Source organism: Streptomyces sp. BI87 (genome assembly GCF_025957665.1).
Lineage (GTDB): Bacteria > Actinomycetota > Actinomycetes > Streptomycetales > Streptomycetaceae > Streptomyces > Streptomyces albidoflavus.
In genome coordinates this window covers 3,201,737-3,215,570 of sequence record NZ_CP110079.1, presented here as the reverse complement: position 1 = coordinate 3,215,570, position 13,834 = coordinate 3,201,737, and the positions used below count along the sequence as shown (strand labels likewise).

Here is a 13,834-nt window from a genome sequence, read left to right as displayed (position 1 = left end):
TCACCGACCGCCCGGCGGCGTGCCGGCGGGCTCCGGTGCGGGGCCGGCCTCGCCCTGGGGCGGGGTGAAGCCGCGCAGGGTCGGGCTGAGGGTGGCGACCACGGCGATGACGGCGGTGCCCGCCGCGGCGGCGACGATCGCCCAGCGCGGGCCGGCCCACTCCATGGTCAGGCCGCCGGCCAGGGGGCCGAGTGCCGCCGAGACGCCCGACACCAGCCCGATGATCCCGCTGAGCCTGCCCCGCAGCCGGTCCGGGGTGGTCAGCAGCTGGTACGTGCTGACGGCCGTGTTGGCGGTCGGTGCGAAGAAGGCCATGCCCGCCAGCAGCAGGCCGAGCAGCAGCCCGTTGGTCACCGTCAGCGAGACGGGGGCCAGCACCGCCATCGCCCAGAAGACCATCAGTACCGAGTGGCGCTGCCCGAGGCGGCGGTAGAGCCGGGGGGCGGCGAGGGCGCCCAGGAGTCCGCCGACGCCGAACATCGCGGCCATCACGCCGATCTGGCCGGAGGGCACGTCATCCTGCTGGGCGGCCATGATGATGACCAGGTAGACGACCTGGAAGAGGAAGTTCAGCGCCACCGCGCAGCAGGCGGTGACCCGGATCAGCCGGTGCCCCCAGACCCAGCGCAGCCCTTCAGCGGTCTCCTTCCAGAAGCCCGGCCGGCTCTCCCCGGGCTCGGGGCGCGGCGGCTTGGGCAGCCGGATGAAGAGCAGCAGGAAGAAGGAGACCACGTGGGCCACGGCGTTGGCGGCGAACGGCAGCAGGTGCTTGATGCCGAAGAGCACGCCGCTGACGCCGGTGCCGAGCAGCTGGCCGATGTTGCTGCGCGCGTGGTTCATCGAGACGGCGGTGGCCAGTTGCTCCTCGGGGACCACGTGGGGCAGGGAGGCCTCCTCCGCCGGGTCGTAGAGGGAGGCGCAGAGTCCGAGGACGGCGGCGGTGACCACCATGTGCCAGATCCGCACGGTGTCCTGCCAGATCGTCCAGACGAGCAGGGTGAGCACCGTGACCCGGGCGACCTCGCAGGAGACCATCACCACCTTGCGGTTCCACCGGTCGAGCAGGGTGCCGGCGGGCACGCCCGCGACCAGCTGGGCCGTCGCGTTCACCGCGGCGACGAGCCCGGCCTGGGCGGGCGAGCCGGTCACCGCCAGCACCAGCAGGGGGAAGGCCATCAGGGTGGCGTTGAACCCGGCCTCGGTGAAGGTCCTGCTCAGCCAGAGCAGGTTGTAGTCGCGGTTGCGCCAGAGCGGGCGGACGGTCTGCTTCGGGGGGAGGGTCTTTCCCTGGGTGGTGGCCATCACTCGCTCTCCCGTCGGGTGGCGCCGGGCAGGGCGGCGCAATGGCGGGCCAGATCGCCCAGCAGCTCCTCGAAGAGCTGGGCGACCTTGGCCATCGTGCCCGGGTGGAACACGGCCGTGGAGTAGTACCAGGTGAAGCCGAGCCGGCCGTCCACCGCGCTGCCGACCACCTCCAGGAGGTGGGTGGCGTGTTCCTCGGGACCGGCGTCCTCGCCGAGCGCCCCGTGCTCCACCGCGATGAGCCGGCCGGAGCCGGAGGCGGTCCTGGCCGGGGCGGAACTCTCGTACTGGCCGAGGTAGTTGAAGACGACCTCGGCCTCCGGGAGTCCGCGCAGCGCGGCGGCCGGGGAGTCCTGCGGAGCGAGGTGGCGCAGGACGCCGTAGTGCAGGCCGTTCTCCGGGACGGCGCGCAGGTCGCGCCGGACCGACTTCATCAGCCGGGCCCAGTCGGCCCCGGCCCCGTCCGGCGCGGACGTGTCCGGGGGGACGGAGAGGGCGACGGGGTGGACCGAGGTGAACCAGCCGACGGTGCGGGAGAGGTCGACCCCCTCGAAGATCTCCTCCCGGCCGTGGCTCTCCACCTCCAGCACCACCCGCCGGCGTCCGGTCCACCGGCCCAGGGCAAGCGCCAGCACGCCCAGCAGCACGTCGGCGGCGCGGGCCCGGAAGCGGGCGGGTGCCGTGCGCAGCAGGTGGGCGCTCTCCTCGGGGCCGAGGCGGATCTCCACGGTGGCGGCGGTGGCGGCGGAGTTGGGGCCCGGTCCGTCGGCCGGCAGCGGCTCGACCGCCCGCAGGACGTCCGCCCAGTGCGGCAGCTCGTCGTCGGCGGCGCCCGCGACGGCGTGCTCCTGGAGCAGGGCGGCCCACTCCTGGAAGGAGGTGGTACGGGCCGACGGGATGATCTCCTCGCCCGCCAGGGCGCGGTGGTAGCCGCGCTCCAGGTCGTCCAGGAGGACGCGCCAGGAGACCGTGTCGACCACCAGGTGATGGACGGTGAGGAAGAGCTGGTCCGGTCCGTCGCCGCTGGTGAACAGCAGGGCCTTCAGCAGCGGACCGTGGGCGATGGCGAAGCCGCGCTGGGCCTCGACGGCGTGCCGCTCGACCGCCTCCCGCCGTGCCCCGGGGGCCACCCGCGACAGGTCGTGGACGGCCAGCAGCGCGTCGGCGGAGGCCGGCAGCTCCTCGGTGACCCACTGGCGGCGGCCGCCCGCACCGTCGGGCGTGAACCGGCTGCGTAGCGCGTCGTGGTGGGCCACCAGGGCGAGCAGGGTGCGGCCCAGCGCCTCCCGGTCCACCGGCCCGGCCAGCTCCAGCAGGGTCGACTGGTTGAAGTGGTCGGGGTACTGGCGGGTGGCGAAGAACCAGCGCTGGGCCGGGGTGAGGGCGACCTCGCCGCTGACCGGGCCGCGCGCTGCGGGCGATGCCCCGCCGCCCTCGCCGGTCTCGACGACGCGGGAGAGTTCCGCGATGGTCTGGTGGAGGAAGAGGTCCTTGCCGGTCATCCGGAGTCCGGCCTCCCGGGCCCGGGCCAGCACCTGGATGCTGAGGATCGAGTCGCCGCCGATGTCGAAGAACCGGTCGGTGACGCCGACCCGCTCCAGGCCCAGCACCTCGGCCCAGATGCCGGCGAGCAGCCGTTGCAGCGGGGTCCCGGGCTCGGTGTGGCCGGCGCCGGGTCCGGCCACGGGGGCAGGGGCGGGCAGGGCGCGGCGGTCCACCTTGCCGTTGGGGCTGAGCGGCAGCTCGTCCAGGACGGCGTAGGCCGTCGGCACCATGTGGGCCGGGAGGACGGTGCTGAGGAAGGTCCGCAGCGCGGTGGGGTCGGGCCGCTCGCTCCCCGGGTCGCCGGCGGGTGTGGCGTACGCCGCGAGGCGCTTGTGCCCGGTGGCCGGGTCGGTGGCGGCGACCACGGTGACCTCGCCCACGTCCGGGTGGGCGCGGAGCGCCGACTCGACCTCGCCCGTCTCGACGCGGAAGCCGCGGATCTTGACCTGGTGGTCCTGGCGGCCGGTGAAGTCCAGCGTCCCGTCGGCCTGGAGACGGACGATGTCGCCGGTGCGGTACATCCGCTCGCCGGGAGCGCCGAAGGGGGAGGCGACGAACCGCTCACCGGTCAGCGCCGGGTTGTGCAGGTAGCCGCGGCCGAGCCCGGGGCCCGCGATGTACAGCTCGCCGTGGCAGCCCGGGGGGACCGGCCGCAGCCAGCGGTCCAGGACGTGCAGCCGGACCCCGGCCAGTGGGCCGCCCAGCGGCACACTCGGGCTGCTCCCCGCGTAGCCGCCGGTGTGCAGGGTGGCGACCAGGGTGGTCTCGCTGGGGCCGTAGATGTTGCGGAAGCGGCGGCCGTCGGCGGACCAGACGTCGGCCAGGGGGGCGGGGCAGGCGTCGCCGGCCGCGCCGACCGCCCGTACCGTCGGCACCTCGGCCGGGTCGAGCGCGGCGAGCAGCGCGGGCGGGGTCATCAGCACGGTCGCCGCCAGCCGCCGTGCCTCGGCGGCGAGTTCCTGGCCACTCTCGGTCTGGCCGAAGCAGAGGGTGGCGCCGGACATCAGGGTGCAGAAGATGTCCGAGACCCCGCCGTCGAAGCTGAGCGAAAGGTGCTGGAGCAGGCGGTCGCCGGGGCCGATGCCGAACCGCTCGGCGAAGTCGGCCACCGTGTGGCAGAGCGAGCGGTGCGGGATCATGATCCCCTTCGGCCGCCCCGTCGACCCCGAGGTGTACACGACGTACGCCAGGTGGTCCGGGCCGGCCGTCCCGTCCGGGGCGGTGGTGGGCAGGCCCGCGAGGTGCTCCCGGTCGCGGTCGAGCAGCACGGTCGTCGCGGGTGACCCCGTCAGCCGCTCGCGCAGCCGGTCCAGGGTGAGCAGCACCGGGGTGCGGGTCTCCTCGGCCATGGCGGCGAGCCGCTCGGCCGGGTAGGCCGGGTCGAGCGGGACGTACGCGCCGCCCGCCTTGACCGCGGCCAGCGCCGCCACCACCGCGTCGGCCCCGCGCGGCAGGCAGACGCCCACCAGGACGTCCGGGCCCACGCCGCGCTCGCGCAGGTGGTGGGCGAGCTGGTTGGCGCGGCTGTCCAGCTCGGCGTAGCTGAGCGTCAGGCCGTCGTCGACCACGGCGGCGGCACGGGGTGCCCGGCGGACCTGCTCGGCGAAGCGGGCGGTGGCCGTCAGCGCCTCGGGCGGCGCGGCCACGGCTCCCGTCCCGGCCCGCAGCAGCTCCGCGTGCTCGTCGGCGGGGAGCAGGGCCGCAGTGTGCAGCGGGCGGTCGGGCGCGGCGGTGAGCGAGTCCAGCAGGGTCCGCAGCCGGCCGGCCATCCGCTGGACGGTGGCGGCGTCGAAGAGGTCGGTGTTGTACTGGATGCCGCCCACCAGCGCCCCGTCCACCTCCTCGAACTGCACGGTCAGGTCGAAGGCGGTGCTGCTGGAGGGAAGGGCGAACTCCTCGATGCGCAGGCCGTCGAGTTCGGCGCGTCGCTGCGGCGTGTTCTGGAGCACCACCATGGCCTGGAAGAGCGGGGACCTGCTCGGGTCCCGGTCGGGGACCAGCTCGTCCACCAGCCGCTCGAACGGCGCGTCCTGGTGGGCGAGGCCCTCGACCACGGTCTGCCGCACCTGGGTGAGCAGGTCGTGGAAGGTGCCGTGCTCGTCGATCTCCGAGCGGACCACCAGGGTGTTGACGAAGAAGCCGACCAGTTCCTCCAGTTCGGCCCGCTCACGGCCGGAGGAGACGGTGCCCACCGCGATGTCCCGCTGCCCGCTGTGGCGGGACAGCAGGAGCTGGCAGGCGGCGACGAGGACCATGAAGAGGGTGGCGCCACGGTCGGCGGCCAGCTCGGTGATCCGGTCGGTCGTCTCCTCGGGGACGCGGAAGCCGAGCGTGGCGCCGCGGGTGGTCCGTACGGGTGGGCGCGGGCGGTCGGTGGGCAGTTCCAGCGGCTCCAGCCCGCCCAGTCGCTTCCGCCAGTAGCCGATCTGCTCGTCGGCCACCGGGCCGGTGAGCCGGTCGCGCTGCCAGAGGGCGAAATCGGCGTACCGCAGGGGCAGCGGGGGCAGTTCGGGCTCCTCGCCGCGGCGGCGGGCCGCGTACAGGGCCTCCAGGTCGCGGGCGATCACGGCGCTGGACCAGCCGTCGGTGACGATGTGGTGGACGCAGAGCGCCAGCACGTGGTCCTCCTCGCCCAGGCGGACCAGCGCGGCCCGCAGCAGCGGGCCTTCGCGCAGGTCGAAGGGGGTTCCGGTCTGCTCGGCGAGCAGGCGCTCCAGGGCATGTTCCTGGGCCGCGCCGCGCAGGGCGCTCAGGTCGGTGAGGGGCAGCGGCACCTCGGCGGGCGGGCGGATCGTCTGCACCGCCTGGCCGCGGACCTCGTCGAAGACGGTACGCAGCGACGGGTGACGGGCCACCAGGCCGCTCAGGGCGTGCCGCAGCGCCTCGGGGTCCAGGGGCCCGCGCATCCGGAGACCGGTGGGGGACACGTAGTCGGTGCCCCCGGGCTCGTAGGCGTCGAGGAACCACAGCCGCTGCTGGGCGAAGGAGAGGGGGAGCCCCTCGTCGCCCTCGGTGCGGGGGATCGGCGCGGTGGCCGGGGCGTTCTCCGGCCCGGTGAGGGCGGCGGCGAGGAGGGCCACGGTGGGGTGGTCGAAGAGCGCGCGTGGCGAGAGGTCGCGGTCGAGCGCGGCCCGCAGCCGGGAGGTGATCCGGATGCTGAGGATCGAGTCGCCGCCCAGCTCGAAGAAGTCGTCGTCGACGCCGATCTCGTCGACCTCCAGCGTCCGGGCCCAGACCGAGGCGATCAGCTTCTCGGCGGCGGTGCGCGGCGCGACCCGGTCCTCGCCGGCGGTACCCGCCGCCGAGGCGGCCAGCGCCCGGCGGTCCACCTTGCCGCTGGGGGTCAGGGGCAGGGCGTCGGTCACCGCGAAGCGGGCCGGTACGAGGTAGTCGGGGACCCGGGTGAGCAGGGCCCGGCGCAGGTCGCCGCCGGTGGTCCCGGCGGCCTCGGCGGCCAGGACGACATGGCCGGTCAGCAGGGTGCGCCCGGCCTCCTGGCGGAGGCTGACAGCGGCCTGGCGTACGCCGGGCAGGGCGGCCAGGGCTCCCTCCATCTCGCCGAGTTCGACGCGGAAGCCGCGTACCTTGATCTGGTCGTCGGCGCGGCCCAGGAACTCCAGCGACCCGTCGGGCCGGGTACGGGCCCGGTCGCCGGTGCGGTACAGGCGGGCGCCGTGGGTGAACGGGTCGGCGACGAAGCGGCCGGCGGTCAGCGAGGCCCGGCCCCAGTAGCCGCGGCCGACGCCCTCACCGCCGATGTACAGCTCGCCCTCGACCCCGGCGGGGACCGGGGAGAGCGTGTCGTCCAGGACGTGCACGCGGGTGTTGGCCAGCGGGCTGCCGACCGGGACGAAGGCGGCGCCCTCCAGCGCGGCCGGGGCGGGGGTGAGCACGGTGGCGTCGATGGTCACCTCGGTCGAGCCGTAGGCGTTGACCACCTCCGTCTCCGGGCCCACGTGGTCCAGCAGCCGCAGGCAGTCCTGGGTGCGCCAGCCCTCGGAGCCGACCGAGAGCAGTTTCAGCGGCGGCAGGACCCGGCCGCGTACGGCGGCCTCGGCCACCAGCGCGTCGGCGAGGCCCGGGACCAGCTCCAGGCCGGTGCCGCCGACGGACTCGATCAGCTCCAGCAGCCGCGGCGGGTCGGTGACCACCTCCTGGGGGCAGATGGTCAGGGAGCCGCCGAAGGGCACCGAGCGCAGCAGGTCGGCGAAGAACAGGTCGACCGAGAGGCTGGTGACGGAGACGAAGTCGAGGCGCTTGTCAGAGAGGTGGTAGCGCCGCTCCCAGGCGTCGAGGATGTAGCCGAGCTGCCGGTGCTCGATCATGACGCCCTTGGGGCGGCCGGTGGAGCCGGAGGTGTGGATGACGTACGCGAGGTCGCGGGCGTCGGCCCCCGCCGGCTCGGCGGTGGGCTCGTCGGCGGTGCCGTCCAGGTCGAGGACGGCGGTGACGGCCTCCTGGCCGTCGGCGGCACGGGCCCACGCGTCGAGGTGCCGGGGGAGGGTCACCACGACGGCCGGGCGGGTGTCGGCGACGATCTGGGACAGCCGCTCCGCGGGGTGCCCCGGGTCCAGCGGGACGTAGGCGGCACCGGACTTGAGGATGCCGAGCACCCCGACGGCCATCTCGACGCCCCGCCCGCACATCAGCGCCACCAGGGTGCCGGGCCCGGCGCCCCGGGCGGCCAGCCGCCGGGCCAGCGCGTCGGTGCGCTCGTCCAGCTCGCGGTGGGTCAGGACGGTGTCGCCCGAGCGGACGGCGGGGGCGTCGGGGGTGCGGCGGGCCTGCTCCGTGAAGAGCAGGTGGACGGGCCGGTCGGCGGGCCGGTGGTGGACCGGGCCGCTCGCCCGGCTCAGCAACTCCTCGCGCTCGCCCCCGGGGAGCCAGGGCAGCGCGGACAGGGGCCGGTCGCTGTCGGTGGCGGTCTCGGTGAGCAGCACCTCCAGGCGCCGCGAGAGGGCTTCGGCGGTCGCGGCGTCGAACAGCTCCGGGTCGTAGGCGATCTCGCAGTGCAGCCGGTCGTCCTGGTGGGCGGTGAGGGCCAGCGGGTAGCTGTTGGTGTCGACGGCGTCGACCGTGCCGATCCGCAGCCCGTGCTCGGTGGCGCCGCCGTCCTGGAGCGGGTAGTTCTCGAAGACCACCAGGCTCTCGAAGAGCGGCGTGCCAGGCGGCACCTCGCTCAGCGACTGGATGCGGGAGAGCGCCGTGTGCTCGTACGGGCGGGACTCCAGCTGTTCGGCCTGGAGGCCGCGCAGCCACTCCCCGAGGGGGCGGGCCGGCTCGACGCGGGCGCGTACCGGCACGGTGTTGATGAAGAGGCCGATCATCGCCTCCACGCCGGCCAGATCGGCGGGGCGGCCGGAGACGGTGGCGCCGAAGACCACGTCGCGGGTGGCGCCGTGGTGGGAGAGGAGCAGCGCCCACACGCCCTGCACCACGGTGTTCATGGTGACCCGGTGCCGGCGGGCGGCGGCGGTCAGCCGTGCGGTCAGCTCCCGCGACAGGGTGAAGGAGACCGGGACGGCGGAACTGGCGCGGTGCGCCTGGGCGGGCCGGCGGTCGTAGGGCAGCGGGGTCGGCGTGTCGTAGCCGGCCAGCCGCTCGCGCCAGAAGGCGTCGGCGGCCCCCGGGTCCTGTGCGGCCAGCCATTCCAGGTGGTCGCGGAAGGGGCGGGCGCCTGTCCGGGGCGGCTCCTCGCCCCGGCGGAGCGCGGCGTAGGCGCCGCCCGCCGCGGAGAAGAGGGCGGCCGCGCTCCAGCCGTCCAGCGCCAGGTGGCTGGAGCTCCACACCAGCAGCACCTCGTCGTCGGCGGTCCGCACGAGGGTGAGCCGGGTCAGTGGGGCCGTCGCCAGGTCGATGCCGCGCGCCTGGTCCCGCGCCAGCAGTTCGCGTACGCGCCGCTCGCGTTCCTGTGCGGTGAGGGCGCGCCAGTCGTGCGACTCGACGGGGAGTTCCACCTTCCGGTGGAGCACCTGCACCGGCTCGTCCAGCCCTTCCCAGACGATGGACGTGCGCAGCGCCCAGGTGGCCTCGACGGTCCGGCGCCAGGCCGCGGCGAAGGCCCGCGGGTCGTCGACGCCCCGCACGGGCAGCGCCAGCTGGTTGACGTAGGCGTCCGAGTCCGGGTCCATCAGCCGGTGGAACAGCATGCCCTGCTGCATCGGGGTGAGCCGGGCGATGTCCTCGACGTCGCGCCCGTCCCCGGCGACCCGGTCCACCTCGTCCTGGGTGAGGCGGGCGAGGGGGAAGTCGGAGGGGGTGCGGCCGCCGGCGCCGGGCGCCAGGCAGTGCGCGACGAGTTCGCCGAGCGCCGCCACGACCTCGCCGGCCAGCCGCTCCACGGTGGCCGGGGCGTGGACCTGGTCGGAGTAGAACCAGGTGAAGGCGAGCCGGCCGTCCTCGACGACACCGACGATGTCCAGCAGGTGCGGGCGGAGTTCACCGTCGGCCAACCGGTCCTCCAAACCCTCCAGCCGGCCCCGGAGCAGGCCGTCGGAGTCGGCGCCGGTCGCGAAGCGGCCGTGGTAGTTGAAGGAGACCTGCGGCAGCGGGTCCGCCGCGAGGACGCTGCCCGGGGTGCCGGGGGCGCTCAGCTCGCGCAGGGCGCCGTAGCCGAAGCCGTTCCGCGGTACGGCGCGCAGCTGCTCCTTGACCGAGCGGATCACCGAACGCCAGCCGTCCCCGGTGTCCGGGCGGAGGGCGACCGGGTGCATGGCGGTGAACCAGCCGACGGTGCCCGCCGGGTCGCAGGCGGGCACGGCGGCCTCGCGGCCGTGGCCCTCCACGGCGAGGACGACGCGCTCGTGGCCGCTCCAGCGGCCGAGGACGGTGCTGACGGCGCTCAGCAGCAGGTCGTTCACGCGGGTGCGGTAGACGGCCGGGACGCGTTGGAGCAGCGTCTCGGTGAGCGCCGCGTCGAGTGCGGCGTGCGCGGTGCGCAGCGACCCGGCGGTGTTGGCACCGTCCCGGTCGACCGGTATCCGCTCGCCGCCGCCCTCGAAGACCCCCGCCCAGTACGCGGCTTCGTGGTCGAGCCCGCCCGAGGCGACGTGGTCGCGCAGGGCGAGGGCCCACCGGCCGAAGGGGACCGGGGGCGCGCCCAGGTCGGCGGGGCGCCCCTCGGTCAGCTGCCGGTAGGCCCGGTCCAGCTCGGCCAGGAGCAGCCGCCAGCTGACCCCGTCGATCACCATGTGGTGCGCGGTCAGCAGGAGTTGGCGGCCCACGCCGGGGCCCTCGTCGAAGAGCACGGCGCCGAACAGCGGCCCCGTCTCCAGCCGGAAGCCGCCCCGTACCCGCTCGGCCGCGCGCTCCCGGGCGGCCTGCCGCTCGGTGGCCGGTACGGGCGCCAGGTCGAGGTGGGTGAAGAGTTCACCGGTGGCCTCGGGGGCCGGTTCCTGCACCCGCTCGCCGTCGCGCACGGTGAAGCGTGAGCGGAGCGCGGGGTGCCGCTCCGCCAGGGTGTGGACGGCGCCGCGGACGGCGGCGACGTCCGCCTCCGGGTCGAGCCGGAGGTACACCGACATGGTGACGCGGTCGGGCGCCGTGCGGTACGTCTCGTGGAACCAGCGCTGGATGGGGGTGAGCGGGGCGGGGCCCGTGGCGACGGCGGCCTCCGGCTCCTGGCCGGCCTCGGCCGCGGCGTCCGCCGCGGCGGCGAGCTGTTCGACGGTCTGCCGCAGGAAGACGTCCCGCGAGGTCAGCCGGAGCCCGGCGGCGCGGGCCCGGGTGGCGGTCTGGATGCTGAGGATGGAGTCGCCGCCGAGGTCGAAGAAGTTGTCCCCCACCCCGACCCGCTCCACGCCCAGCAGCTCGCACCAGATGGCGGCCAGCGTCTCCTCGGTGGGGGTCCGGGGCGCGGTGCCGCCCGACGCGGTGGCCGGATACTCGGGGGCGGGCAGCGCCTTCCGGTCGAGCTTGCCGTTGGCGGTCAGCGGCAGTGCGTCGAGCAGCACGACGGTGGCCGGGACCATGTAGTCCGGCAGGCTCGCGGCGGCGTGCTCGCGCAGCGCCCGGGGGTCCGGGGCGGTGCCGGGGGCGGGCACCGCGTAGCCGGCCAGCCGCCGGTGGCCGGCCTGGTCGCGGTGGACGGCCACGGCGGCGCTCGCCACGTCGGGGTGGCTGTGCAGGGCGGTCTCGATCTCGCCCAGCTCGATGCGGAACCCCCGGATCTTGACCTGCTGGTCGGAGCGGCCCGCGTACTCCATCGAGCCGTCGGGCCGCAGCCGCACCAGGTCGCCGGTGCGGTACATGCGGGTGCCGGGCGGGCCGTACGGGTCGGCGACGAACCGCCCGGCGGTCAGCGCGGCCCGGTCGAGGTAGCCGCGGGCGAGGCCGGGCCCGGCGACGTACAGCTCGCCGGTGATGCCCTGCGGGACGGGCCGCAGGCCGTTGTCGAGGACGCGGGCCGAGAGGTCCGGGATGGGGCGGCCGATCACGCTGCGGCTGCCGGAGTGCCGGGCGGCGGCGGCGTCCAGCGGGATCTGGGTGACGTGCACCGTGGTCTCGGTGATGCCGTACATGTTGACCAGCACCGGGCCGTCCGGGTGCCGCTCGTACCACGGGGCGAGGCGGCCGAGGTCGAGGGCCTCGCCGCCGAAGACGACCCGGCGCAGCGCCGACAGGTCGGCGCTCTCCTCGCCGGCGGCGGACGCCTCGTCGGCCTCGATCAGCTGGTAGAACGCGGACGGGGTCTGGTTGAGCACGGTGACCCGCTCGCGCTCCAGCAGCCGCAGGAAGTCCTGCGGGGAGCGGGAGGTGGCGTGGTCCACGACGACCAGGCGGCCGCCGTGCAGCAGCGGGCCCCACAGCTCCCACACGGAGAAGTCGAACGCGTAGGAGTGGAAGAGGGTCCACACGTCCCCGGCGCCGAAGGCGAAGTCCCGTGCCGTCTGGGAGAAGAGCCGCACCACGTTCCGGTGCGGCACGACGACGCCCTTGGGCAGGCCGGTCGAGCCGGAGGTGTGGATGACGTAGGCGGGGTGGTCGGCGCTGAGCGGCGCGCGGCGCTCCGCGTCGGTCAGGGCGCCGGCCGGCAGCCGCCCGGCGGCCTCGACGGTGGCGGGCGCGTCCAGCTCCAGGACGGGCAGCTCGCCGGCGGGCAGGGTGGGAGCCACCTCGGCGCAGGTCAGCAGGGCGTCCGGGGCGGAGTCGGTGAGGATGTGGCGGAGCCGTTCGGCGGGGTACGCGGGGTCGAGCGGCACGTAGCAGCCGCCGGCCTTGACCACCGCGAGGAGCGCCGTCACCAGGGCGGCGCCACGCGGCAGGGCCACCGCGACGCGGGACTCGGGACCCACGCCGCGCTCCACCAGCAGCCGCGCCAGTTGGCTGGACCGCTCGTCCAGTTCGCGGTAGGTGGCGGTGGTGGAGCCGTCGGTGAGCGCGTCGGCGTCGGGGGTGCGGGCCGCCTGCCGGGCGAAGAGCGCCGGCAGGGTGTCGGCCGCCGACGGGGCCGGGGCGCGGTCGGCGGCGGGGGCCTCGCCGAGGGCCAGGACGTGCCGCTCGCCCTCGGCGTCCAGCAGCGGCAGGCGGGCCACCCGGGTGCCGGCGTCGGCGGCCACCGCGCCGAGGACCGACGCCAGGTGGGCGAGGGTCCGCCGGACGGTGGCCGGGTCGAACAGGTCGGTGGCGTACTCGAGGGTGCAGCGCAGCTCCGCCTCGCCGCGGTCCTCGAACTCCACGGTGAGGTCGAAGTTGGCCGCGCCGCGCGGCACGGTGTACTGCTCGGTCTCCAGGCCGGGCATGGCGGGCGCCGGGCCGGCGCCGCGCTGGAGCACCAGGAGGGTCTGCACCAGCGGTGTGCGGCCGAGGTCGCGCTCGGGCCGCAGCGCCGTGACGACCTCGTCGAAGGGCAGGTCCTGGTGGTCGAAGGCGTCCAGCACGGTGTCCTTGACCTCGTCCAGGAAACGGGCGAAGGGCGCCCGCTCGTCGACGGCGGTGCGCAGCACCACCGTGTTGACGAAGAACCCGGCCATCCGCTCCAGCTCGGGCTGGTCGCGCCCGGAGGTGACGGTCCCCACCGCGATGTCGGAGCTGCCCGTGTACCGGGCCAGCAGCACCTGGTACGCGGCGACCAGCACCGTGTAGAGGGTGCAGCCGTGTTCCCGGGCCAGCCTGCGCAGGCCCAGGGTCACCTCGCCGGGCAGGTCGAGGGAGCAGGTGGCGCCGGCTCCGGTGCGCAGCTGCGGGCGGGGCCGGTCGGTGGGCAGTTCCAGCGGCTCCAGACCGGCCAGCTTCCGCTCCCAGTAGGCCAGGTGCGCGGCCTGGGCGGGGCTGTCCCGGCGGTCCCGCTGCCAGGCGGCGACGTCGGCGTACTGGAGCCGCGGCTCGGGCAGGCCGCTGGGTTCGCCGGTCAGCCGGGACCGGTAGAGCGCCGCCAGGTCGTCGAGGAGCACGCCCATGGACCAGCCGTCGGTGATGATGTGGTGCGCGCAGACCACCAGGACGTGGACCTCGGCCGACTCGCGGACCAGGAACGGCCGGAACGGCGGGGCCTCGCGTAGGTCGAAGGGGACCTGGACCTCGGCGAGCAGCAGCGCGTCGAGGCGTTCGCGCACGGTGCCCTCGCCGTCCGGCAGGCCGATGACCCGCAGGGGGAGCGGGCCGGGCGCGGCTGCCCGTTGCACCGGCTCGGCGCCGTCGGCGGCGAAGGTGGTGCGCAGCACCTCGTGGCGTGCGGTCAGGTCGGTGAGGGCGGCGCCGAGGGCTCCGGTGTTCAGCGGGCCGGTCAGGCGCAGGGCGGCAGCGCTGTTGTACTCCGCGCCGCCCTGGCCGAGTTCGCCCAGCATCCACAGGCGGCGCTGGGCGGTGGAGACGGGCAGCGGTGAGCCGTCCCTGGGCAGGGCGGGGATGCGGTTCCCGGGCTGGGTGCCGCCGCCCGCGAGCCTGCGGCGCAGTTGTTCCTGGAGGTGCGCCGGCAAGGCGGCGACGCGGTCGTTCTGCTGGTCAGGGACGGTCACGTGGGCTCTCCGTGGGCTGTGGTGCGGGAAGT

2 protein-coding genes are annotated in these 13,834 nt (G+C 75.5%); both read right to left on the bottom strand.

Annotation, left to right across the window (positions count from 1 at the left end; translation table 11 throughout):
• Window positions 1–1,302, bottom strand: a complete 1,302-nt coding sequence (locus tag OIM89_RS14100; protein WP_052230988.1) for an MFS transporter — start codon at window positions 1,300–1,302, stop codon at window positions 1–3.
• Entirely contained in the window at window positions 1,302–13,802 is a 12,501-nt protein-coding gene (locus OIM89_RS14095) for a non-ribosomal peptide synthetase (RefSeq protein ID WP_264491322.1), read from the bottom strand. The genes OIM89_RS14100 and OIM89_RS14095 overlap by 1 nt, the downstream gene beginning before the upstream one ends.
• Window positions 13,803–13,834 lie beyond the last annotated feature (32 nt).

Bases quoted from the DNA above. Each gene is read 5' to 3' on its own strand.
- OIM89_RS14100 (WP_052230988.1), bottom strand. From the start codon at position 1,302: ATGGCCACCACCCAGGGAAAGACCCTCCCCCCGAAGCAGACCGTCCGC.